This window comes from Streptomyces sp. NPDC059852, assembly GCF_042731455.1.
Lineage (GTDB): Bacteria > Actinomycetota > Actinomycetes > Streptomycetales > Streptomycetaceae > Streptomyces.
The window spans coordinates 268633-292874 of record NZ_JBHWJK010000007.1; the positions used below are offsets into that span (position 1 = coordinate 268633).

Below are 24242 nucleotides of genomic sequence, written 5' to 3' on the forward strand. Positions count from 1 at the left end.
CCGGCAGATTCATCCCCCGCCTGGACCGCGCCGCGTGCGGGCCGCCTCTTCGGCACGTCGTCGGGTTTCGCGTATGTGGTGGTCGATGGAACGGGTGAGGGCGAGCGCGCCCTGTGGGTCGTCGGCGTGGAAGGCGACGCGGCGCAGCAGTAGCACGCTGTCGAGCACGATTCCTTCGCGCGCGAGTACGAAGAGGAGGGTGAGGAGGGCACTTCGGGCGTTGCCGTCGTCGAAGGGATGGAAGAAGCAGACGTCGAGGTAGGCGCGAGCCGCCCGTGCGGTCAGCGCGAGAGAGTGGGGGGTGCTCTCGGAACTCTGGGCGAGGCAGGCGTCAAGGCGGGCTCGGGTGTCGCCGGCGATGCCGTAGCGTTCGCGGCCGCCCTTGGCGAAAGCGGGCAGGCTGCGGAACGGCGGCAATGTGGCCGTGTCGAGGACGCGTTGGTGCCAACGCTGGATGAGGGCGAAGTCCAGCCGGGCACCGCGTGCTGCGTCGGCCCGAGTCAACTCCAGGGCGGTGAGCAGGTTCCGCCCGCGGGCGGGATCCAGGACGGCGTCGAAGGTGCGGATCTCGTGCGCCATTCCGTCGCGCACCGGCGTCACCGGTGCGCTCCCGGCGCTGTCGGGGGCCTCGTGCCACGGCACGGCGTCCCGCACGGCGAGCCAGCGCTCGAGGTGGTCGGGCGGCGTCGGCGGGGCGGTCGTTGCGGCCGCGCCGGGACGTACGGCGTCAGCGATGCGTTCGGCGATGTCCTCCACAAGCGCAGGGTCCGGGCCGGTCCAGCTCTTGAACCGGCCGCCGATCGCCTGCTCCACCAGGTGTGCGGCGTCGTCGGCCGGGACGCCCCAGCGGCTGAGGAACCAGCTCAGCACCTGATGACAGTGCCCGTACCAGCCGCTGCCGCAGCCCGTGCGGTCGGTGACGTGCAGGATCAGCGTGCGGGCGGTGCGGTCCCACAGGATCCGGTGATCGTCGATACCGGCCAGGTCCAGCGGGTACGCCTCGAACCAGGCGGCAAGGCGTTCCAGCCACTCCCGCCATTCCCGGAGCGCCGCGGTCACCCGGTCGAGGGTTTCGTCCGGGGTGGTGACCGAGTGCAGTGGCGAGCACCAACTGCCGACCGGCCCTCCGTCGAAATCCCCTTCATCGTGTGCCCACCGCCAGCCGACGACCCAACGGCCGTAATACTCGGCCAAGGCCTGGGTCATCGCGTCGGCCCAGGGCCTGGCCTCCTCCCAACCCCAGTCGTACAGTGCCTGCTCGCCCGCGGCCACGTCGGGACGTCGGGGAACCCGGCCGGCCGGCCCGAGCGACCTGACCAGGCATGCAGCAGCCCCGCTGTCGAACGGATGACGGGCTGGGTCGACCTCGGCCCAGGACAGATCGCGGGGTGACAGCTCCTTGAACACCGCGCAAGTCTCATGTCTCACCGGCACCGGCTCAACTGGATTGCCGAGCCGTTCCGGATCCAAGGCTCTCGCCGCGCCGCCTGTCGGCAACTACGGTGCTGGGGTGACTGATCTTGAAGTAGTGGCACATGCGCTGGTCGGCGGTGGACGCCGTGTCGAACGGTTGAGATGTCATCCGCGGCTTCCACTGGTGGCCTGCTGGGACTCGGAGCGTCCAGCAGTACACATCTGGGACTGCGGTGGCGGCCGACTGCGTGAACTCGGATCCGTGTCCCTGTCGACGAACGCCTACGGGGACGCCTTGGGCCGGGAACGGGCATCGCGGACGCCCGCGGTGGCGTGGCATCCGGACCGGCCGCTGCTTCTCGTGGCAGGGGAATGCGGACTAAGGCAATGGAGTCCCGCTGGGGTCACCGAACCGGAAATGGCTCCGACTGCCGCCTCCTACCGCAGTGTGGCTTTCAGCCCGGACGGACAGACGCTCTGGGGCTCACCGTCGTTTCGCGACGAAGGTGGCGACTGGAAAAGCTCGGACGTCATCGACCTCACCTCCGGAACCATCGGTCCCGGACCCCGCTGGGACATTGGGGTCGCGGAGCATCCCGGGGGCGGGCTCGTCGCCATGCTCGCCAGCGACCAGGGGGCCACGCACTGTCTCTTCGCGCGCGTCGATCAAGGGATGGCGCCTGCCGTGATGCGGCCGCTGCGCCGGGCACTGATCCTGGACTGTGACGGCTACGAGACTCCGCTCTTCAGTGCGGACGGACGACATATGGCGGTCCGTGGCAACGCGTACGGCAACTCGGTGGAGGTGTTCGAGTTCCCCTCGTTGCGTCGGGTCCTGGCCACGACCCTCGGTGACCCCAGCCCGGGATATCCGTACCCGCAGGAGTGGCTCGACCAGATGAAGGCCTGGTCACGTCACAACATCGCCTTCGGACCGCAACCGGGCGTGCTGTGGATCGCAACGCCCGCGGGTGTACTGGTCGAGGTGGACGTCGAAACGCGGGAAGCGGTCGAACACGATGTGCTGACCGGGGCCCCGTTGTCCGCGCTGGCCGCCACGGCGACCGGCGAACTTCTCGTCGCCGGCCGTGACGGAGAACTGGTGCTCATATCGGTGCTGAGCAGCTCCACGCAGACACCCATCACGACCAGTGATGCATCCAGGAATGCCTCGAGGACTGCGGCCAGGGCGTTCTTGGAAGCCACCGCCGAGGTTCCGGCCGACGGCGCCGACTTGGAGACGTGCCGTCTCCTGACCGACGGAGACCGCACATGGGAATCAGACGATCTGGCCAGGGTAACCACGGCCGACGCAACAGACCCCACCTGGCTTCGACTTCAAGCCGACATCAATAAGGCACGGATTCAGAGCGAATAGGCCTTGGGGAAGGAGAGGCACCCTCTGCGGTGGTACGGCGGTGCCTCGACACGCCACGCTCGACAGCCCCCTACGGGCAGGCCGGGGTGGCCTGCCCGTTGTGGGGTGAGGGGTGGGGTTAGCTGGTGCTGCAGGAGACGGTTGGCCAGGTCCAGGTTCCGTTGGTCTGGATGGTGGTGCCCCAGTTGTTGCCGTTGCCGTTGGGCTTGGCGACGAGGGTTTGTGCGTCGGGGTAGCTGGCGCTGATGTTCCAGGTGGCCAGGACCTTTTCGGGTGAGGGCACCTTCATCGTGACGGTCCAGTTGTTGGATCCGCTGACGGAGACGTTGAGGTTGTAGCGGTCGTTGTACTTGTCGCCGGCCGACAGCGTCGCCGTGCAGCCGCCACCGCCACCGCCGCCACCACCGCCACCTCCGGAACTGCCATCAGGTGCGACAGCGCGGCCGGTGCTCGGGGAGATCATGCCGGCGCATAGGTTACGGCTGGCCAGGGACTGTGCGATGCGGGGGATCGCGGCGAGCGTGTTGGCGGGCCACTCGTGCATCAAGATGACCTGGCCGTTGGTGAGGCGGCCGACGGCTTGCACGATGGCGTCGGTGCTGGCGTTGTTCCAGTCCTGGGAGTCGACATCCCAGAGGACTTCGGTGAGGCCGTAACGGGATTCCACCGACCTCAGCGTCGAGTTCGTCTCGCCGTACGGAGGGCGGAACAGTTTCGGTGTGCCGCCGCCTGCCGAGGCGATGGCCTGCTGGGTCCGGGAGATCTCGGAGTCCATATGGGACTGGCTCTGCTGGGTCAGGTGGGGGTGCGTGTAGCTGTGATTGCCGACCCACATTCCAGCGTCGACCTGTGCCCGCACTTGAGCGGGGTAGGCAGCCGCGTATTGGCCCTCATTGAACATGGTGGCTCGGAGACCATTTTGTTTCAGGGCGTTGAGCAGGGCGGGGGTGTGGTCGTTGGACGGTCCGTCGTCGAACGTGAGGGCGACGTAGCCGTTGCAGCTGGCTGCTTGAGCCGGTGCGGCACTTCCTGCGACAAGCGAGCTGGCCATGAGCATCCCGGCGACAAGCGCGTAACCAGTGGTGATGGCTGTTTGTGGCTTCCGGAGTCTGAGAGGCACGAGGCGTTTCCCTCCTGGGGGTACGGGCAGGCCGGGGTGGCCTGCCCGTTGTGGGGTGAGGGGTGGGGTTAGCTGGTGCTGCAGGAGACGGTTGGCCAGGTCCAGGTTCCGTTGGTCTGGATGGTGGTGCCCCAGTTGTTGCCGTTGCCGTTGGGCTTGGCGACGAGGGTTTGTGCGTCGGGGTAGCTGGCGCTGATGTTCCAGGTGGCCAGGACCTTTTCGGGTGAGGGCACCTTCATCGTGACGGTCCAGTTGTTGGATCCGCTGACGGAGACGTTGAGGTTGTAGCGGTCGTTGTACTTGTCGCCGGCCGACAGCGTCGCCGTGCAGCCACCACCGCCACCACCTCCGCTACCGCCGCCACCACCGCCAGTGCCGCCACCACCGCCGGAACCACCTTCGCTGACGGTGATGTTGGAGTTGCCGCTGCTCTGGTAGCCCTCGGTGGCCATGATCATGTAGTTGAAGCTGCCGAGGTTCATGCCCTTGCTCGCCCAGGCATCGAAGTGGTTGCCGGTGGTGATGGTGCCGCCGGTCCGCTTCGACTGCCTGACACTCCAGTACTGCTGGAAGGTCTTGGTGCCCTCGATCGACGGCTGGTTGACGCGGGTGGTCTCGTAGATGTCGTACGTGCCCCCGTCACTGGTGACGGTGCCCTTGAACGTGCCCGTGGGCCGGAAGGTGCCCCAGTTCTCGACGATGTAGTACTCGACGAGCGGGTTCTGGGACCATCCGTACAGCGCCAGGTAGGCGTTGCCGGACGGGTTGAAGCTGCCGGAGTAGTTCACCGTCTTGCGTCCGCCGGTGCTCCAGCCCTTGCCGCCCACGAAGTTGCCGACGTTGCTCCACTGGTAGCTGTAGTTGCCACCGGAGCCCAGGTTCATGGACACCGAGCCGCCGCCGTCGCTCCAGTGCGAGTAGTAGTAGCCGTTGTTGGTGCCGGTCTGGTTGGTGGTGATGGTGGTGTCGGCGCTGGCTGTGGCCGGCAATGCCACCGCTGCGATGACGATCGCGAAGGCACAAAGCCTGCTGAAGAGGGAGAGCAGACGCTTCCGATGCCGGGGAGGGGGGCTCCCGACAGTGTGAGCGGATGAGTGGTGCATGCCTTTCCTTCCTGGGGTGGGGACTTGCAGGAGGAAGATCACGGATGCTGCGCGGAAGACCACATCCGCGCCGATGGGCACGTTCGTTGGGTGCAGCCCTGGGGCCTGGGCGAACGGTCTGGACGTTCGGATCGATATAGGCACCGTTCCTGAGGAGCCCCGGTCGACTGCGAGGGCCGAAAGTGAAGCACTCGGTCGACAGACACCAGGGGCCCCCGTTGTTACGGAGACGTTTCGAACGCTGGAGAGTATGGGCGCGGTTCAAGCGCACAGTCAATGACAAAGTTTCCGAAAGATTCTCGAAATATGAATCGGCTGACCGGGGAGCCGTGTTCGAATGTTTCGATATGCCGGGAGGGCGCGATGAACGCCCAGGTGAAACTGGGCCGGGTGTGGTGGGGCGTCGGGGGCGGGGCCCGTCAGATGATCCAGCGTCGCTCGGAAGCCCGTAGCTGTGATGCCACTCTCGGGGAGCGTCGGCACCGAAGTAGTCGGGACTCACCAGAGGAGCGCACCAATGATGGAAGCGACACCTGCCCTGCTTGAACGCCTCCTTGCGGCCGATCTGAGCGATATCGTCGCGGTCGAGCCGGCTGCGGGGGGCTTCGCCGCAACGTCAGCCCTCGTGCGCTGTGGTGACGGCACGTCAGTATTTGTCAAGGCGTTCGGTGAGCCACCGTCGGACGACGCCTTCCCCGCCGAGGCGGAAGGGCTCACCGTGCTGCGTGAGGCCGGCGGTGTGGACACGCCCGACATCATCCGTGTGGACCGCGACTTGCTTGTGCTGTCCGTGCTGCAGCCGAGGCCTATGACCGGGGCCTTCTGGGAGCGGCTCGCGCATGTGCTTGCCCACCTGCACACCACCACTCGGCACCCCAGATTCGGGTGGCACCAGGACAACTGGCTGGGGCGCCGTCGGCAGATCAATACCTGGGAGGACGACGGCTTCGAGTTCTTCGCCCAGAACCGCTTGTTGCGCTGGCTGGGCGAGCGTCGCGTTCAAGAGGCGCTGGATGCCGCCGACCGGCTGGCGCTGGAGCGGCTGTGCGAGCGGTTGCCTGAGCTGTTGCCGACCCAACCCGCCTGTTTGACACACGGAGATCTGTGGGCGATGAACGTCATGGCGACTGCTGACGGCAGGCCTGCACTGATCGACCCGGCGGTCTCGTACACGTGGGCTGAGGTCGACCTGGCCCACCTGTGGACGACGGCGCCGCCGCCCGAGGCGCACGTGTTCTTCACGCTCTACGCCGAGCTGACCGGACTCGACCCCGACTGGCGTGAACGCATGCCGATTCTCCAACTACGCCAGCATCTGGCCGTGATCGCCCAGTTCGCCCCCGACTGGGGGGCGGCTGATGCGGTGCGCGCCACGCTCGCCCCGTTCCGGCGACGGCTGTGAAGGGACCCGAACACACTCAGACGTTCCGCGCACCGGACCGGACGCGAGTCTCCTGTGCCCAGCGAGTCCGTACGGAGACGTTCAGCAGGCCGGCGCCACAGGGTGAGGGCCCAGCCGTCGTCGAGCGGTCGTGACCGATGCTTTCCCGTGGGGTGGTGCCGTGCCATTGCTGGACTTGGCTGACACACTGCTTCCATGCCCATCGGCCGCGGACGGCACTGACATGCCGGGACTGGGTTTCCGCGTGAATACCCCGGCAGGCAGGCGCCCGCCGTCCCTGTTGTGCTGGCCGACAGCTTGCGGGGGGGGGCGAGAACAACTTCGAAACATTCGCGCCGTGGGCGCCGCTCGGGACGGGGCGTGCGGGACGCCCCATGTTGGGCTCCCGTCGCGTGCTCCGTACGACTCAGGGCCGGTCCGAGGATGACTTCTCAGGCCTGGCTCTGGTCGTTTTGGGGTCCTCCCGGCGGGACGGCGATGGCGGGTAGCCGTGGAACTGCGTGCATCCGCTCGCGCGGGACCAGCACGATCAAGGTGTAGACCGCCAGTGCGCCCAGGCCGCGGAACAGGAGCGACAGGCCCAGCTCACCGAACGCCCTCCACGCCAGCGCGGTCGAGCAAGCGTGAGCGTGCCGACGGCGATCACCGGAGGTCAGACCAGCCACACCTGGACAGATCTTCAGAACGGAGGCTCCTCGCTCCAAGCGGCGGTAGTCGATGGCTGCGGCCTACGGGGCTTGTCCTGCCGCAGGACGGCCACGGCCTCTTCGATGCGGCCGAGGTCAATGAGATACCAGGCCAGGTCGTGGCTGTTTGCGGGGGAGTGGCGTCGCAGGACCGCGACGGCCTCCTCGGTCCGTCCGGTGCCGGCCAGCAGCTCGGCAATATGCGGTGCCGCATATGACGTGCTGCCCTCGGGGTGAGCTCGGGCCCATTCGAGCGCTTCGTCGACCCGGTCGCAGGCGGCCGCCAGCGCAAGTCGTATCCAGAAAAGGTCCCAGTTCTCATTGCCCCCACGGGCGACGGAGAGGGCGTCGAGATGCGCCAAGCCGTCCTCGGGGCGGCCCTGGTCGAGGTAAAGGTCGGACAGGACGTGGAGGATCCAGTCGTCCCTGTTGCGGGCGTCGGCCTCGTGACGCATCACCTCGATCGCTTCGTTCCCCCGACCGTGCCGCGCCAGCAACTGCGCGAGCTGGACAGCCGAGTTGGGGTCATAGGCGGCACGTTCGTAAGCCTGCCGGTATGCCGCAATGGCGCCCTCCACATCCCCGCGCTGTTCCAGCAGTTCCGCAAGGCATTGTGTGGCGTGCCCCAACTCCTCGGTCACTGCGTAGGCGCGCAGTTCCACGGTCCGGTCATGCCGGGCCAGCAGATCGGCCAACTGGTCGCGACCATTGAAGGAGGTGACGCCCCGGGTGCGGAGCAGGGCGATGGCCTCATCGACGCGGCCCTGGCGTTCACGGATCGTGGCGAGCAACCTGATCGCCGTGTCGGGGTCGAGGCCCCGACAGCACCACGGAGAGTCACAACGGTGTTCGCCCGGGATCTGGGCGGCGAGCAACTCGGCTGCCTTCTCGTCTCGGCCGGCGCCCCGCGCTACGTCGACCATGGCCGCAGCAAGGAACCAGTCGTCGATGTGCGGCTCCAGCAGAGTGAACGCCTCGTCGCTGCGGCCGTGCCGGGCAAGCAATCTCGCATAGAACTCCAGTGCCAAAGGATGTCCGACCTTCATGCGGGCACGGGTCAGCACGATCGCCTCGTCGGCCCGCCCCCACATCTCCCATAGTTCAGCCGTGGTCCTGGTGGCCGTCCACCAGCCCGTAGCCAGATACGGGGCGAGCATCTCCAGCGCCTCAGCCCGTCGGCCCTGTTCACCGAGCAGCCCCGCGCACTTCCGTGCGCAGAACCACTCCCCGCGGCCGGCCCAAAACTCCACCGTCTCGGCATGGCCCAGTTCGAGAAGACGGGAGACCAGGTGCGGCGGGATGCAGCCGGACTGCGTCCGAGCCCGATAGTCAAGATCAGCGGCGTCCACAGCGGCATACCGTAGCCCCTCCCCCTGACATCGACTCCAGCTCCCTATGTCACGTACTTCGGATGCACCCTCCGGTCGGACGGTGACGCTGAGCAAGGTGGCGCGTCTGATTGTGGTTCCGGCCTCGCTATGAAGGCATCAAAAAGGATCAACACCGCAGAAGGGCGCTGGGCGCCTAGTGGGTGGTTTCGGTGCTGGACAGATGGCCATTGAGGTCGAATACAGCCCACGCGGTGAACGGCTGGGCTTGGACGTAGATCCTGCTTCCCCGGCCGACGACCCGGCGGCGGCCGGGGAGGGATCCGTCGGGCAGGGCGAGCAGGCCGACGTCCGTGGGCTCGACGGAAGTTTCGGTCACCTCTCCATGGACGAGCCGGTCCTGCTCCTCGCCGTAGCCACCGTAGAAGGCAACCCGCTCGCCATGGACGGCCACCGCCTTGGCGCCGCGGACACGGTTCGCCCACACCTTCACGGGCCGGTCGGTGCGGCCCGGGCGTATCTCCACGAGCGGGAAGTCCGTGTACGGGCATGCCCAGGCCGTGGTGCCCGAGACGTTCAGGGCGTAGCAGTCGAAGAGACCGGGGATGCGTGCGCCGTCCGACGTCCAGTAGAGGTGGCCTGTGGGACTCCAGCGGCGGATTCCGGCTGGATTCTCGTCGAAGTGCCCGACCCAGATGTGGCCGGCCTCGTCCACGAGCAGGTGCTCGATGGCGTCTCCGACGGAGAAGGACGAGGTCTCGCGGCCGAGCGCATCGAAGACCTGGACCTGGTCCGCGTCCTCATACCGGCGAGCGCGGGAAGCCGCGACGACGAACCCTCCGTCGGGCAGACGGTCCAGACGCGGCCAGCGGGCCCGCACGGCGCTCAGCTCGGTGAGTTCGACGTCGCCACCCGGATGGACGGAGACGACCAGCGCATCGAAGAGCAGGACATCGCCGCCGGGCTGCGGAGCACGGTCGGCAAGCAGCCAGTGCGCGGTGCCGAAGACATCGACGGTACTGGTCAGGATGTGGCGGTCGTGATGCGCTCGTGGGAGGCGGACGTAGGGAACGAGGGTAGTCTTCTGCACGGGCGGGCTCTCCTGGGCGGGTGGTCACGGCGTTCGGGCGCTTCTGTGAGCGGCGGTCGGCGGTGCGCGAGCGGCGGAGAGCGAAGCGGGGCGCCTAGAAAGCATGGCCCTTTCTGGTGGTCATGGAGTGATCATCGTCGAGGTACGCCCCCGCGACAAACCCTTTTGATCCAGCGCACATTGCGCCCGAATCAGTCACAGCCGTGACCGAGTGCCCTGGTTGCCTTGTCCGGCCAACCAGGGCACCTACCGCATGAGATGAGGCCGAAGCCGTCCTGATCGCTCGGCCGAGGTCACCGGGGCGTCGGGGCCTGCCAGGGCTGGTGTCCCGGGCCGGTCGGATGCGTGCCCGTGACGCCCGTGACCAGCGAGTAGAGGCTGGTCTGCGCGGTGATGAAGAGGCGGTTGCGCTTGGCTCCACCCCACGAGATGTTGGCCACCGTCTCGGGGATGTTGAGTCGTCCGATCAGCGTGCCGTCGGGGTCGTAGCAGTGCACCCCGTCATCCATCGCGGCTGCCCAGAGCCGTCCGCCGTCATCAAAGCGGAGGTTGTCGAAGCGGGCGTTCTGGTGGGATGCGGCGTCGGCGAAGACCTTGCCGTCGGAGAGTGTGCCGTCATCCCGTACGTCGAAGACCCGGATGCAGCCGGCCCGGGTGTCGGAGACGAAGAGCTGTCGCTCATCGGCCGAGAAGACCAGGCCGTTCGGCGCCGCGAAGCAGTCGGCGACCAGGCGTACTTCACTGCTGTCCGGGTCGACCCGGTAGACGTTGTTGGCTCCGATCTCGCTGTCGGCGCGATAGCCCTCGTAGTCGCTGGTGATGCCGAAGTCCGGATCGGAGAACCAGACCGAGCCGTCCGACTTCACCGCTGCGTCGTTCGGGCTGTTCAGCCGCTTGCCCTGCCAGTGGTCAGCCAGCACCGTGACAGTGCCGTCGTGCTCGGTTCGGGTCACTCGGCGGTTGCCCTGCTCACAGGTGATCAGCCGGCCCTGGCGGTCGACGGTGTTGCCGTTGGGGTGCCCCGCAGCACGGCGGAAGACGCTGACGGCCCCGGTCTCCTCGTCCCAGCGCAACATCCGGTCGTTGGGGATGTCGCTCCAGATCACCTGCCGCCAAGCAGGAAGATAGATCGGTCCCTCAGCCCAGCGGCAGCCGGTGTACAGCAACTCCAAGCTGTCATCACCGTTCATGCACCGCCCGGTACGGAACCGGTCGTCGAGCATCTCGTACAGCGCAGGGCGCTCGCTGGTCATGGATCCCCTCCCCATAGATGCACCAAGCCTTTGTCGAACAGGCTTCGGCCTCATGAGGAGAATGCAAGATGACGTATAGTCAAAGCAAGATCCTCCCGAATGGAGAGTTGTGGATCACATCGATCGAGCCCTGCTGGCACAGCTCCAGCAGGACGCCACCCAGTCCTACGCCGCGCTGGGCCAGGCGGTGGGCCTGTCCGCCGGTGCGGCTCATGAGCGCGTTCGGAAGCTGCGGGAGCGCGGCGTCATTCGGCGCACCGCGGCAGAAGTGGACCCGGCAGCGGTGGGCGGCGGCGTACTGGCCTACGTGATGGTCGACTCGACCGCCTGGATGGGCGATTCGGCTGAGGACTTCGCCGCACTTCCCGAGATTCTGGAGGCGCACATCATCGCCGGCAGCGCCTCGGTGCTGGTGAAAGTCAGGACCACGACCACAGAGCAACTACAGGACGTGCTGCGCCGCATCTACGCCATCGACGGAGTCAGCGGGACCCAGGCAACGGTCGTGCTGGAGACCTTCTTCGAGCGGCCGGTCTCCCCGCAGGCCGCCCATCAGGCGTGAGCTCGCCCCATGACCCGGGGAAGGCATGTGACTGCAGGACTGTCCAGGGCAAGGCGGAAGTTGTCCCTTGGCGCATAGGTCATGGTCGGCGGACCGAGCACCTCGGTCACCGGCAGCATCGTTCGGAGCGGGCGGATGCACTCGAGTGAAGGGACTGGTGCCTGCTCCAACGGCTGACGGAGCTACGGGCTTGCCCCTTGTCCGGCGTCGTGGCGAGCGCCGCGTCGTCCGCCCTCACAACCCCTGCCCGTGCCTCAGGAGGCCGTGCCCCCGTCGGGAGCGGGAGCGGGGTAGGGGTACTTGTCTCTCCCGCCGCGTGCGGGCAGATCGTCCTCGAAGTCGCAGGCAGCCAGGGCCTTGAAGCCGCTCCGCCACAGCGCTTCGAGTACGGCCGCGACGGCCTGTACCACCTCGGTCGGCGTTCCCGCGTGGGCCTCGCACTCCAGCGCGGTCGGCCACTCCAGGAAGTCGAAGGGGTGCGCGCGCCGGCCTGTGGCGTGGTAGTTGGGCTCTCCGGTGACGCGCACCGGTCCGATTGCCAGTTCCGGGCGGTCGTCCTCGATGAGGCCGAGGGCGTCTCGAAGCCGGGCCATGATCCGCGGGGCGGCCTCCGCGTCCACGTAGATCGAGGCGTCGCTGTAAGCGGAATCCGGGTCGATAGGCGAAGGCCCGCGATCAGTCGTCACGCGCGCTCCCTGCGGATTCTGCCGAGGTGAGGAAGAGAAAGCGCTGGAGCAGCCGCTGGGCCGGTTCGTGGTGGTAGTACTCGGTGTTCTGCAGGGAAGGCTCGCCGTCGAATCATCACGCCATACTCCCAGGCCGCCATCACAACAACTGCTGCCTGGGGCAGGCAGGGACAACCTTCAGGAGCGGTACACCCGTCGGTCCGCTGGGACAGGCCGGCGAGGGCCCGGCCGTACCAGTCATGGAATCTTCGGCGTGCTGGGCGAGTCTGTGACCTGCAGGCGTGGTGCCGGCGGCAGCGGCGTAGACGCTCCCGTCTCCGATGCGGCGCGGAACGCCTCGATCACGTAGGCGGCGAAGCGGCGGGAGGCCGTGGCCCGGGTGGCACGCGGCGTGCCTTGGAGGCCCCGATGGGCCATGAGCATGAGGATCAGGTCGTCGACGACGAAGCCGGGGCGCAGCTCACCGGTCACCTGGGCGCGGCGGGCCAGTTCTCCGACGGCGCGCAGCGTCTGCTCTCGGTCGGCGACGAAGTCCATGGCCTCGGGGAAGGCCGTCATGAAGGCGTCGGCGAATCCCCGGCTGTGCGCGTGGAGTTCGCAGATCCGCTCGATCAAGCTCCGGAATCCGTGCCACGCGTCCGGGGCCGAAAGGGCGTCGCGGATGGCGGCATGGCAGGCTCGCCGCTGTTCGGCGAAGGCCTCCGCGATCAGCGCCTGTTTCGCCGGGAAATGCCGGTACAGCGTGGCGGGGCCGACGCCTGCGTGCCGGGCGACCTCGCGCATGGGCGCACTCAGGCCCTCTTCGCCGAACACCGCGCGGGCGGCGTCCAGGATGCGGGCCCGGTTGTCACGGGCGTCGGAGCGCGCGGTCTGAGGCAAACGGTTGGTCATCGTCTCTCACTTTAGCCAAACGGACGGGGGCGTCCGTTACGGTCCGATGCCGGTGCCACCGCCCCGACCCAGCGCTTCGACGGTGGTGCCCCAGCCGTTGGACCCGGCCCGTCGCCCGGGCCCGCCGCAGCTGCGGTGGTCCGCCCTTCCACCGACCCGAGGAGCCGAGATGAGAGCCGTCGTGATCAGGTCGTTCGGAGACCCGGATGGCCTGGAGATCGTCGATGTGCCCGTGCCCGTTCCTGCCCCGGGGCAGGTGCGGATCGCCACGGAGGCGATCGGGGTAGGCGGAGTGGACGCCGTGATCCGCCGGGGAACGCTTGCCGCCTACGGCTTCCGAGCGGGCCATGTCCTCGGCAGCGAGGTCGCGGGCAAGGTCACCGCGGTGGGAGAGGGCGTGGACGCCTCGTGGATCGGGCGGCGGGTGTGGGCGTTCACCGGACTGTCCGGTGGGTACGCCGAGCAGGCCGTCGCCTTGATCGAGGACGTCCTTCCGCTGCCCGAGGGCCTGACCGGCGCTGACGCGGTCACCCTCGGCGGCTCCGGCGTGGTCGCCCACTTCGCCCTGGATCGGGCCCGTTTCACGTCCGGCGAGACGGTGCTCGTGCGCGGTGCGGCGGGCAGCATCGGGATCACGGCTGTCCAGCTCGCGACCAGGGGCGGTGCGAACGCGGTGGCGGTCACCACCTCGTCGGTGGAGCGTGGCGCCCGCCTGCGGGACTTGGGCGCGACTCATGTCCTCGACCGCTCCGGTGAGGGCGGCTCGGACGCACCGGCGGGCTTCGACGTGGTGATCGATGTCGTGGGTGGTCCCCAGCTTCCCTTCTTCCTGGACAAGTTGACCTCCAACGGGCGGTACGTGGCTGTCGGCGTGGTCGGTGGGCAACCGCCGGCGGACTTCGGCATGCGGCTGATGGACGCGTTCCGCAGGTCGTTGTCGTTCGCCACTTTCAGCGCTGACACCGTGCCCGGTCCCGACCGGCAGGCCGTGCGGTCGTCCCACTTCGCCGACGCTGCGCACGGGGACCTGCGAACTGTCGTGCACGCACTGCTGCCACTGGACCAAGCGGTGCTGGCCCACCGTGAGATGGACGCGGGGAAGGTGTTCGGCAGGGTTGTGCTGGCACCCTGAGCCGGGCCGGGACGGTCTTCGCGGCCCGGTCGGCGAAATGGAACCCGCTCAGATCGTGGCGGACCCCGGCGGCCCGCCGGCGACGATGGTGATCATCGCCGAGGCCCTGCTACAACCTCGGCCCGTTCGTTCGCCGGCGCGGCCGGCGCGGCCTGCGCGGCCCGCGCGGCAGTGACCGCCCTTCCGTCGCCGCCCGAAGCGGCGATGACGACCGGCCCGTAAGCCTCCATCCCGGCCTCTCCCGGTACCAGCCGCAGCCGAGCGGGCCGTCGTAGCGGAGCACGGCGAAAGCCCGGAGGGCCGGCAGTACCCGTCCGCTGCTCCGCTTCGTCCGTCCGTGGTGGTTGCCGTGCTTGCCCGGGAGGCAGAGGTGGAGGGCGGTGCGGTGCCGCACGCTGAGCTGTCGGTCGCGGGACGCTACACAGGGATCACGTGCAGGGTCAGGTTCGCTCCGTACTCGCCGGTCAGTGCGAACAGCCGGGTGCCGTCCGGCGACCAGATCAAGCCGTGCGGCCGCAGGGACCGGCCGGTGCCCGGTTCCAGGTCGATGACCCGGGACGGGGTGTCGCCACCGATCTTGAAGAGGTAGACGTCCTGCCCGTACGAGTTGTCGATGCCCGCCGCGACCTCACCCTTCACGGACACCGCGGCCGCATTCGGATAGGAGGTCGTGGGATACGTGTGCACGACCGACAGGTCGCTCAGCCGGAACGCCAGGTGGTGGTACGGGTAGCCGCCGACGATGAAGAGGGTCGCGGCGTCGGGGGACAGAACGAGGTCGTTGATGGTGCCCACACCGCCGGGATTGTCCTGGGTCGTACGGACGACAGGGTTGCCCGTGCTGACGTCGTAGACCGTCACGTTCGACGAGGACAGGTACTGCTCGCCGGCGATGACCACACCCGGTGCCGCAGGTGAGGACAGCAGCATCGGCGGCCCGGCCCAGGTGCCCCAGGGCACCAGACCGAGGCGGACGGTGGGACGGGTGCCGCCGAGGTCGAGCGAGCCGATGTTGCTGTCCCAGTCCGAACCGTAGCTGAACCACAGGGTGTTGCCCGCGAGAGCCAGCCGCAGCGGCGCGGTTCCGTCGCCGGTGGCGTAGCGGGCCTTCTCCCGATAGGTGCTGGTGTCGACGGCGGCGATCGCGTCGCCGCCGCTGAGCGCCACGTACAGCGTGCGTGAGTCGTCGGACAGCACCAGGTCCGCCGCGCCCGGCTTGTTCTTCAGGGTTCGCAGGAGCCTGCCGTCGAAGTCCGTGACAAGCACGGAACTCGTCACGATGTCGGCGATGTAGAGCCTGCGGTGCACGGCGTCCACGGCCATGTCCGCGTGATAGGAGATCGGAAGTGCGGTGGAGGTCGGCTCAGTCAGCGTCTTGGCCGCCGCGGGGGTGCTCGTACCGAACAGCGGCAGGAACAAAAGGATCAGTACACCGACGGCGGCGCGGAGGCCGGGTCTTCTCATCAGATCGTCGTCCTCGTCGATCGGGGTGCCTGAAGAGGCAGGCGAACAGGAATGGGGCACCTGCGACGGATGCCCCCGGGTGCAATGACCATGCACACCAGATCGAACAATGCCGTGACACAGTCGGGCAGTTGACGCCCCGTCGAGTTGTGCGGTGTCAGCCGCCCCTGGCTCCTGACGGACGCCGTAATCCCTCGGGTGCGGATCGCTCGGATGAGCACTGGTCAACGAAGTGCAGCAGCCACCAGGGCAGGTCTTCGCATGCCGAACAGCCCGCCCCTGCTGCGCGGGCTGCCCAAGGGGGCGCGGGGCGGCAGGCCGGCACGGCCGACCGGGGCGTCTTACTCATGCGGCGGACGGTGGTGGTGCAGGCCGGGGCGCAGGAGAGCGTGATGCGGTCGGAGTACTCGCATAAAACGGTCGGTGGGGTAGATGTGTGCTGCCGGAACACTCCCGCAGCGTGCGCCGGGGCGGCCCCGGCGCCGTGGGAGAGACCGGGGCCAGGGGTGAGCGAGGCGCCCCACGAGTCGGGCGGGGTGGCCGAGCTGGCGTTCGTCATCGCCGACGGGGAAGTGGTGCCGCCGCACACCCTCGCGGCGCACCGCACCGAGGACGCTCGTCTGGGTACCCCTGCCTGACAGCCCGTCTGGGCGCCCCTGCCCGAGGCCGGAGCCGCCCCGCGCCGGGCGCCGAGCACCGCAAGCCGATCCAGGCGATCCGCCCGATGGGCGAGCTCCTTCGGCCTCGTCCACCCTCCGGGCCGAGCACGGTGAACAGGCCCACCTCCGTGTCCCCGGCACGCGAGCGTCCGCACGGTGCACGCAGGACACCGTCTAGAGTCGGCACCGGTGTTCTGCGACGACGGCGAAAAAGGAGCGGACGGTGGCCGAAGGGGCACGCACCGAGGTGGGGGAGGACCAGGTGCTCGCCGCACCGCGACTCGTCGGTCGTGACCGGGAGCTGGCCGCCCTGGAAGGGGCGCTCGGAACCACTCCCGCCCTGATCCTGCTCGAGGGCGAAGCCGGCATCGGCAAGACCCGGCTGCTCAGGGAGCTCCTGGTGACGTGGACCGCACAAGGGCGCCGTGTCCTGGCCGGGGCTTGCCCCGAACTGCGCGTGCCGTACACCCTCGGGGCCGTGGTGGACGCCGTGCGTGACGGTGTCGACAACGTTGCCAACCTGTCGCTCAGCGGCCTCGCCGGAGCCCTGCGGCCCCTCTTTCCCGAGTGGGCCGACGACCTCCCGGCCGCGCCCGAGCCGCTCAAGGACGCGACCTCGGCACGCCACCGCCTGTTCCGGGCGTTCATGGAGCTCCTCGGCCGCCTCGACATCGGCGTGCTGGTGATCGAGGACGTGCACTGGGCGGACGAGGCGACGCTGGAGTTCCTCCTCTTCCTGCTCTCGCGCTGCCCGCAGACGGTCAGCGTGGTCCTGACCTATCGCCGCGACGAAGTGCCGCCCGGCTCCCTGCTGTTGCGGCTGACGTCCCGGCCGCCGGCCGACGCGCACCTGGTGCGTCTCGCCCTGGAACCGCTCGACGTCGAGGACACCGCCTCGCTCGTCTCCTCGATGCTGACCGGGCAGAGTGTCTCGCACGAGTTCGCGGCGTTCCTGCACGCGCGCACCGAAGGCGTGCCGCTGGCCGTCGAGGAGTCGGTCCGACTGATGCACGACCGGGCCGACCTCGTCCGCAAGGACGGCGGCTGGACGCGACGCAGACTGGAACGCATCGAGGTCCCGCCGACGATCCGCGACGCCGTCCTCGACCGGGTCGGCCGGGTGGAACCCGGCACCCGCACCGTCCTGTACGCGGTGTCCGTGCTGGCCGGCCCGACCGACCAGGCCACGCTCCGCGCGGTCACCGCTCTGCCCGACGACACCTTCGCCGCCCACGCGGCCGAGGCACTCGGCGGGGGACTGCTGCGTGAACTCCGCCTCGGACAGTGGGCCTTCCGCCATTCGCTGGCATGCCACGCCGTCTACGAGGCCATCCCACCGGAGGAGCGGCGGGTCATGCACCTGCGTGCCGGCCGGGCGCTGGAGCAGTGGCCTCTGCCCCCGGTCGCCCAACTGGCCCGGCACTACCGGCTGGCGGGTGACGTCGAGGCGGCGTGCCGGTACACCGAGCAGGCCGCCGACCTGTGCGTCCAGTCCGGTGACGTGGCCACCGCCGCCCTGCTCATGCACAGCCTCGTGACCACCATGGCCGTCCCGCCCGAGGTGCTCGTCCGGCTGGTCACGGAGATACAGTTCCAGGCCCTGTCCGGTTCCGATCCGTACTCGGAGACCATCGCCTCTCTGCGCAGCGCACTGGACGCCGCGTTGCCCACCTCGGAGCAACGGGCCCTGCTGCGCTTCCAGATCGGCCGGCTGCTCATGGCGGCCGGGGACATGGAGGCCGGCCGCGCAGAGATCCTCGCGGCGGTCCCCGGTCTGCGCCCCGGGCGTCCCGAAGCGGCCAGGGCCCGCCTCCTGCTCGCCCTCCCGCTCGGCAACGCCCGTCCGGCCCGGGAACACCTGCGCTGGCTGCGGGAGGCGCCGTCGGCGAACACGGCGACGACCCCTCTCGACCGCCTCCAGCTGTCCGTGGAGCGCGCCTTCGCGCTGGTGATGCTCGGCGAGGAGCGCGGCTGGGAGGAGGCCCGGCACATACCGGACGCCGTCGGCGACCCGCGCGAGGCCTCCATCGTGGCGATCGGTCACGCCAACGTGGCCGAGGCCGCAGTGCGTTGGGGCCGCTACGACGAGGCCCGCATCCGTCTGGCCACGGCCCAGTCGCTCGCCGAACGCCATGAACTGCTGGACTACCTCGACACGATCGCCGCCTCACGCGCCCACCTCGACTGGTTCACCGGTAATTGGTCCGAACTCGCCGAGCGCCCCGCGCAGCTGGCCGCGGGTGACGGGGTGCGGCTGAAGGACCGTTGCGAGGCGGCCCTCGTGGCGGGCCTGGTCCTCGCGGCGACCGGGGACCGTGAAGCGGCGCTGGAGCGACTGGACTTCGCCGGGCGCGACGACCAGCAGCTCATCGAGGCCACCGCGGCCTCGGCACGGCTGTGGCTGCGTGACGGGGACGTAGACCAGGCCCTGCGGCTGACCGACGGCCTGGCCGACGCCGTCGTCGACGGGGGAATCTGGACCAGGGCCTGCGACTTCACGGCGGTCCGGGTCGCGGCACTCGCCGCCGCCGGCCGGCACGACGACGCCCACCGCCTGACCGACGCCTTTGCCCGGGCCCTCGGAGACAACGACGCACCCGCCGCGCTCGCCTGCCTGACACAGTGCCGAGCCGTCCTCGCCGAAGCCGACGGCCACCTCCCCGAAGCCGCCCTGCTGTACGAGCGCGCGGCGGGCCGCTGGCACACCCTTCCGCGCCCTTACGACGCCCTTCTCGCCCGTGAACGCGGTGCCCACTGCCGCCTGGCGGGTGGCGACGAGGCCGAGCGGGAACCGGCACTGTCGACGCTGGCCGACGTGCGCCGGGGCCTGAACAAGCTGGGAGCCCGGCACGACGCGGAGCGGGTGGCGCGCTTCCTGACCGCACAGGGCGTGAGTGTCCGGGAGTCGCGCGGCCCCGGACGTCCCGGCTACGGCGACCGGCTTTCCCCGCGTGAGCTGGAGGTCGCCCGTCTGCTGCTGGAGGGCAGGACCAACCGGCAGATCGCCCACGCCCTCGTGGTGTCGACGCAGACCGTCTCCAGCCAGGTCAGATCGGCCATGCGCAAACTGAAGGTGACGACCCGGACCGGACTCGCGCTGCGGATCGTGGAGTTGGGACTCCTCGCCGGGTCCGCGGCGGGGACGGGGGCCGGGAACGGGGCTGGGGCGGGGCTGCCGGGCGACGAGTGAATTCCCGGCCGTTCGCCGTGAACGAATAAATACCGCCCCGTGAACGGCGAGTTGATTCACTCATGTGACCAATCGAGGGGGAGCGGGGCCCGAACGCACACTGGTGCGCATGTCGCCCGCCACACCGTCCTCCGACGCACCGGGGGCCGCTCGGATCACTCCGGCCGACCAGGTGAACGAACCGCTCTCCGCCGACGCCGGCCAGCCGGCACCCGCGGAGGACGCGGCTGACGCCTCCTGCGCCGACTACGAGCCGCTGTAACGCGCCGACCCCTCAACGACGTGCCGAGGCCGCCACGTCGCCCTCCAGCAACGACGTGCCGAGGCCGCCACGTCGCCCTCCAGCATCGCGCGGACGGAACAGCCGGTCACACCCGGCACGCGCGGACAGACGTGTGTCCCGCACCCCCGGGACACACCGCCCGGTGCCCCGTCCCCTGAACCCACCCCCCGCACGCGCACCCGCACTCCGAAGTCCCGTCACCCATCCCACAGGAGAGATCCACAGATGAGACCCAGCGCAAGGAAGCGTCTCACCAGACGCTTGGGCGCGGTCACCGCCGGACTGGGCGTCCTCGGCGTCATCGTGTCGACGACACCGACGCAGGCCGCCGAACCGGACCGACACCAGCCACGAGCCGATGTCGTGCGGACGAACAGCCACCCCACCGCAGACACCGCAGACACCGCGGACAGCGACCTGGCGCGCGCCGTCGCCGCGTCCGGTGGCTCGGTGCCGGTCACCCTGATCACCGGCGACAAGGTCCACGTCGGCCTCGGCGACGACGGCGCCCCGGTCGTCCGCTCCATCGACAGCGCACCGCGGCCCGACGGGCCGTCCGTGCCCTTCCACACCCTCACCCGTCAGGGCGCGGTGTACGTCGTACCCGACGACGCGCTCGCCCTCGTCGGCTCGGGAGTGCTCGACTGGGGCCTGTTCGACCTGCGGCGCCTGGTCACGCTCGCCGCGGCGGGGCGGGGCGACACGGTCCCGGTGCTGGTCGCGTACACCGACGAGGAGCGCGCGGACACGGCCCGCAAGGTCGCCGGCGCCTCCGTCGGCAAGGCGCTGCGCAGCATCAAGGGCCGGTCGATGACCGTCACCGACGGCGGACGCTGGTGGCAGGGGGTGCGAGGCAAGACAGCCGGCACGCCCGCCGCCGCCCGAGCGGCCGGATCCCTGGCCGGCGTCAAGAAGGTCTGGCTCAACGGGCTCTCCCACATCGCCCTCGACACGTCCGTCCCCCAGATCAGCGCGCCCGTCGCCTGGGAACGCGGCTACGACGGGACCGGCGTGACCGTCGCGGTGCTGGACACGGGAATCGACGCCACTCACCCGGACGTGGCCTCCCGCATCGTCGACAAGGTCGACTTCACGGGCAGCCCCACCGGCACCAAGGACGGGCACGGACATGGGACCCACGTCGCGTCCACGGTCCTCGGCAGCGGCGCCGCGTCCAAGGGGCGCTACAAGGGGGTCGCCCCCGGCGCCAAGCTGCTGGTGGGGAAGGTGTGCGACGACGCGGGGCAGTGCCCCGACGACGCGATCATCGCCGCCATGGACTGGGCCGCCCACGCGGGCGCGAAGGTCGTCAACCTCAGCCTCGGTGGTGAACCCACCGACGGCACCGACCCCATGAGCCAGGCGGTCGACGCGCTCAGCCGCAGCACGGGGACCCTCTTCGTGGCCGCCGCGGGCAACTCCGGCCTCGTCCGGCAGAAGGTGGTCGCCCCGGCGGTCGCGGACGACGCCCTCGCCGTCGCTGCCGTCGACGACAACGGCGACATGGCCTCCTTCTCCAACCGCGGCCCGCGGGTCGGCGACGGCGCCGCCAAGCCCGACATCGCGGCCCCCGGCGTCGGCATCGTCGCGGCACGCGCCGCCGGCACCTCCATGGGCACGCCGGTGGACGCCTCCTACACGGCCTCGGACGGCACCTCGATGGCCACGCCGCACGTGGCGGGCGCCGCGGCCATCGTCGCCCAGCAGCACCCGGACTTCACCGGCGCGCAGATCAAGGCGCTGCTGATGGACACCGCGGACGACCTCGGACACGACGTCTACGCCCAGGGCACCGGACAGGTGGACCTGGCGACCGCGACCGACCCGCGCCTGGTGCCCAAGGGCAACCTGAACTTCGGCCAGCGCGCCTTCCCGCACGCGCCGGTGACCAAGAAGATCACCTACACCAACCGCAGCGACCGGGCCATCACCCTGCACCTGTCGATGCCGGTCGCCTTCGCCGACGGACGCCCGGCCCCGAAGGGCCTGTTCACCCTCGACCACGACAAGCTCGTCGTCCCCGCGGGCGGATCCGCCGAGGCGTCGGTGACACTCGACGGCGGCGTGCTGGGAGCCAAGGGCCCCTTCGGCGGCTACAAGGGCCTGTTGAAGGCCCAGGACGACTCGGGCGAGATCCAGCTGGTGTCGGGTGTCCACACGTTCGTCGAGGACGAGAAGTTCCCCCTGACGCTGAAGATCGTCCCACCGGCCGGCGCCACGGACGTCCGCTACGGCACCGCGACGTTCCTGCCGGTCGACGACAAGATCTATCTGCACCCCGCCCTGGAGAACGTCGTCTCCGGCGGCCAGAGCGTGACCGAGAGCCTCTACCGCGGCACCTACGCCGCGCGGACGTCGGTCAGCTGGCGCGACGCGAACGGCGCGTGGCAGCAGGCCGAGCCCGTCGCGCCGGAGGTGGACCTCACCCAGGCCACCACGGTGACCCTGGACCTGCGCAAGGCCAAGCCCATGCGGGTGAGGTACCCGGTGTCCACCGAGACCTACACCGCGATGGCGACGTCCCGCCGGGTGTCGAAGACCGGCGCGTGGTCGGTGAGCACGGTGCTCCAGGTCGAGTACAAGGCCGATGAGCCCAACTGGTGGGTGCTGCCCACCGGCAAGGTGACCATGGGCACCTTCACCCACGACTTCTACAGCTCCCGCACGACGCCCGTCGTCACCATGCGAGCCACCGGCGGCGGGGCTCCCATCCCTCTGTCCGCCCGCTACGCGACCCCGGACACATCGGTGGGGGAGACCCAGATGTGGCTGCGGGACAACGGATCCCCGACCTTCCGCGAAGCCGCGATCCCCGTGCCCCGTCTCCCGGTCGAGGGCCATCTGCCCCTGGTCCACGCGGGCGCCGGCAAGGCCGCCGACCTCGCCCGCGTCGACGCCCGCGGCAAGCTCGTCCTCGTCACCCCGGACGACCTGTGCGCCGGTGTCTGCGACTTCGCCACACTGCGGGACGAACGGGTGGCGGCGGCAGCGAAGGCCGGAGCGGTCGGTGTCCTGGTCGCCGCGCCCGACCTCACCTCCCTGGGCAGGCCCACGGACCTGGACCAGTGTTTCGACGGACCGCGCAGCTGCCCGGCCGTGCAGACCTACGGCGCCCTCCCGGTCGTGAGCGTGCCCTACAACGAGGCCGAGGCCCTCATCAAGCGGCTCACGACAGGCCGTGCGGGCATCAAGGTGGACCTCGGGGGCAGCGCCGTGCCGACGGTGTACGTCGCCAGGTTCCACGACGAGGGCGGCATCAAGGCCGATGACTACGAGGTCGAACAGCGCGACCTCGACCGGGTCGACCTCTCCTTCCACGCGCAACGCCGCGGAGTCGTCCACCAGTTGAGCTGGATGCAGCACCTGCGGGCGACGCCGGACACCTCACAGGTCGCCATGCCGCAGCCGCCGACCCAGGAGACCATGAGCGTCTTCGTCACCCGGCAGGACGACGCGGTCAGCAGGTTCACCGCCTCGTGGGCCGACCGCGGAACCGACGGTTTCCTGGAGCACAACCGCCAGGAGGTCGACGACCTGGTCCTCGACGGACACGACGAGATCCACTGGAACGAAGGCCCCGCCGTGCCCGGAGCGGTGCGGACGGCACGGACCGCGTCCGGCTTCGCCGTGACCGCAGGACCATGCGCCGGCTGCCGGCAGGGCGACACCTTCTCTCCCGCCGTCTATCTGACGGGCAGCGGCTCGGGCGGTCGGCAGGCCCTCCTGGCCACCGAGGGCAGCGAGTTGCTCACCAGCTCCCTCACCGACGTCCCGTCCTGCGGCCCCGTCCCGTCGGTCACCCTCCCGAACATGGACTTCACCTGCGACGTCAAGCTGCTGAACGCCTCCGGTGACGAGGTCGAACAGCAGAGGGTGCCGCTTCCCGACGCCGACTACACGCCCCAGCTGACGGCGGCACGAACCCCGAAGGAGACCGACCGATGAACACACGTGTGCCGAAGGACCGGCACCGAGGAAGAGTCCTCACGGTGCTCGCGGCCACGGCGATGCTGGTGCTCACCGGCTGCAAGGGCGGCGACCTCGTCTCCTACGACCTGCCGTCGAAGTCGGCCCGGTACACGTTCGAGACGCAGACCGACGACGTCAAGACGGTGTGGGAGTACACCTCCGCCCAGGCCACCAAGAACGACACGCCCCGACAGAGCCCGTGCGTCGGGGAGTTGGTGGACGGCGACACGTCCGCGTGCCGGCCCGAGCCGTTGATCTTCCTGCGCTACGACTTCGGCCTGGACCTCGCCAACACCGCCGCGTCCGGACGCAAGCACGAGGTCACGGTCGTCGCCTACTACCAGGAGCGCCTCACGACGCCTCCCAAGGTGACGTCCCTGAAGGCGGAGGCCACCTTCGACGGCGGCCGGACCTGGCAACCGGCGGCCACCAAGGCCGGCGGCAGGAACACCTACACGGTGACCATCGAGAACCCGCGGCGGCAGCAGGCCGCCGCGAACGGCGTCGGGCTGAGGATCAGCGCGGCGGACAGCCAGGGCGACACGGTCAGGCAGACCATCCCGACGGCGTACGGGCTGCGCTGACGCGGTCGAAGTGAACACCGGGCGGGGGCAGGAGGCGGACCCCATCGTG

General features: G+C 69.5%; 18 protein-coding genes. 9 read left to right on the forward strand and 9 right to left on the reverse strand.

All coding sequences use genetic code 11. The annotated features are described in order from the left end of the window. Window positions 1-9: 9 nt before the first annotated feature. Complete coding sequence (locus tag ACFV46_RS12390; protein WP_385498002.1) at window positions 10-1407, reverse strand: Fic family protein; 1398 nt, start codon at window positions 1405-1407, stop codon at window positions 10-12. A gap of 424 nt (window positions 1408-1831) precedes the next feature. Between ACFV46_RS12390 and ACFV46_RS12395 the strand changes: the two genes are divergently transcribed. After that, window positions 1832-2791 carry a hypothetical protein gene (locus tag ACFV46_RS12395; protein WP_385498003.1) on the forward strand — a complete coding sequence of 320 codons (960 nt, stop codon included), beginning with the start codon at window positions 1832-1834 and terminating at the stop codon, window positions 2789-2791. A 118-nt stretch (window positions 2792-2909) separates the two neighbouring features. On the opposite strand, the gene ACFV46_RS12400 is transcribed toward ACFV46_RS12395, so the two are convergent. Together ACFV46_RS12400 and ACFV46_RS12405 are read right to left on the reverse strand one after the other, a co-directional pair. After that, entirely contained in the window at window positions 2910-3842 is a 933-nt protein-coding gene (locus ACFV46_RS12400) for a polysaccharide deacetylase family protein (protein ID WP_385498004.1), read from the reverse strand. A gap of 137 nt (window positions 3843-3979) precedes the next feature. Next, entirely contained in the window at window positions 3980-5014 is a 1035-nt protein-coding gene (locus ACFV46_RS12405) for a glycoside hydrolase family 11 protein (protein WP_385498043.1), read from the reverse strand. A 517-nt stretch (window positions 5015-5531) separates the two neighbouring features. On the opposite strand from ACFV46_RS12405, the gene ACFV46_RS12410 reads away from it, so the two are divergent. After that, window positions 5532-6416, forward strand: a complete 885-nt coding sequence (locus tag ACFV46_RS12410) for a fructosamine kinase family protein (RefSeq protein WP_385498005.1) — start codon at window positions 5532-5534, stop codon at window positions 6414-6416. A 679-nt stretch (window positions 6417-7095) separates the two neighbouring features. On the opposite strand, the gene ACFV46_RS12415 is transcribed toward ACFV46_RS12410, so the two are convergent. The 3 genes from ACFV46_RS12415 to ACFV46_RS12425 form a co-directional block, all read right to left on the reverse strand. Further along, window positions 7096-8451: a tetratricopeptide repeat protein gene (locus tag ACFV46_RS12415; RefSeq protein WP_385498006.1), complete on the reverse strand. Its 1356-nt coding sequence runs from the start codon at window positions 8449-8451 to the stop codon at window positions 7096-7098. A 175-nt stretch (window positions 8452-8626) separates the two neighbouring features. Next, window positions 8627-9520, reverse strand: coding sequence for a hypothetical protein (locus ACFV46_RS12420; RefSeq protein WP_385498007.1), 894 nt, complete (start codon window positions 9518-9520; stop codon window positions 8627-8629). Window positions 9521-9813: 293 nt separating this feature from the next. Then, window positions 9814-10773, reverse strand: coding sequence for an SMP-30/gluconolactonase/LRE family protein (locus ACFV46_RS12425; protein WP_385498008.1), 960 nt, complete (start codon window positions 10771-10773; stop codon window positions 9814-9816). Between the two features lie 109 nt (window positions 10774-10882). Between ACFV46_RS12425 and ACFV46_RS12430 the strand changes: the two genes are divergently transcribed. Then, a complete protein-coding gene (locus tag ACFV46_RS12430; protein ID WP_350722424.1) occupies window positions 10883-11335 on the forward strand; it encodes an Lrp/AsnC family transcriptional regulator in 453 nt (150 codons plus the stop codon). 254 nt (window positions 11336-11589) lie between these two features. On the opposite strand, the gene ACFV46_RS12435 is transcribed toward ACFV46_RS12430, so the two are convergent. Together ACFV46_RS12435 and ACFV46_RS12440 are read right to left on the reverse strand one after the other, a co-directional pair. Further along, window positions 11590-12021, reverse strand: a complete 432-nt coding sequence (locus ACFV46_RS12435; protein WP_385498009.1) for a hypothetical protein — start codon at window positions 12019-12021, stop codon at window positions 11590-11592. Between the two features lie 237 nt (window positions 12022-12258). Beyond that, window positions 12259-12912: a TetR/AcrR family transcriptional regulator gene (locus ACFV46_RS12440; protein WP_385498011.1), complete on the reverse strand. Its 654-nt coding sequence runs from the start codon at window positions 12910-12912 to the stop codon at window positions 12259-12261. Window positions 12913-13081: 169 nt separating this feature from the next. Here ACFV46_RS12440 and ACFV46_RS12445 point away from each other — a divergent pair, with 169 nt between their 5' ends. Then, window positions 13082-14044 carry a zinc-binding dehydrogenase gene (locus tag ACFV46_RS12445; RefSeq protein ID WP_385498012.1) on the forward strand — a complete coding sequence of 321 codons (963 nt, stop codon included), beginning with the start codon at window positions 13082-13084 and terminating at the stop codon, window positions 14042-14044. A 417-nt stretch (window positions 14045-14461) separates the two neighbouring features. Here the strand turns inward: ACFV46_RS12445 and ACFV46_RS12450 are convergent, their stop codons facing one another. Continuing rightward, window positions 14462-15508 (reverse strand): YncE family protein, encoded by a 1047-nt coding sequence (locus tag ACFV46_RS12450; protein ID WP_385498013.1) that lies wholly within the window; start codon window positions 15506-15508, stop codon window positions 14462-14464. A 506-nt stretch (window positions 15509-16014) separates the two neighbouring features. Here ACFV46_RS12450 and ACFV46_RS12455 point away from each other — a divergent pair. The 5 genes from ACFV46_RS12455 (at window position 16015) to ACFV46_RS12475 (ending at window position 24193) form a co-directional block, all read left to right on the forward strand. After that, window positions 16015-16146 carry a hypothetical protein gene (locus ACFV46_RS12455; protein WP_385498014.1) on the forward strand — a complete coding sequence of 44 codons (132 nt, stop codon included), beginning with the start codon at window positions 16015-16017 and terminating at the stop codon, window positions 16144-16146. A gap of 244 nt (window positions 16147-16390) precedes the next feature. After that, entirely contained in the window at window positions 16391-19357 is a 2967-nt protein-coding gene (locus ACFV46_RS12460; protein WP_385498015.1) for a helix-turn-helix transcriptional regulator, read from the forward strand. A gap of 109 nt (window positions 19358-19466) precedes the next feature. Further along, entirely contained in the window at window positions 19467-19619 is a 153-nt protein-coding gene (locus ACFV46_RS12465) for a hypothetical protein (protein WP_385498017.1), read from the forward strand. 246 nt (window positions 19620-19865) lie between these two features. After that, window positions 19866-23585, forward strand: coding sequence for a S8 family serine peptidase (locus tag ACFV46_RS12470; RefSeq protein WP_385498018.1), 3720 nt, complete (start codon window positions 19866-19868; stop codon window positions 23583-23585). Next, window positions 23582-24193, forward strand: coding sequence for a hypothetical protein (locus tag ACFV46_RS12475; RefSeq protein ID WP_385498019.1), 612 nt, complete (start codon window positions 23582-23584; stop codon window positions 24191-24193). Before ACFV46_RS12470 ends, ACFV46_RS12475 begins: the two co-directional genes overlap by 4 nt. The last annotated feature ends 49 nt before the right edge of the window (window positions 24194-24242 follow it).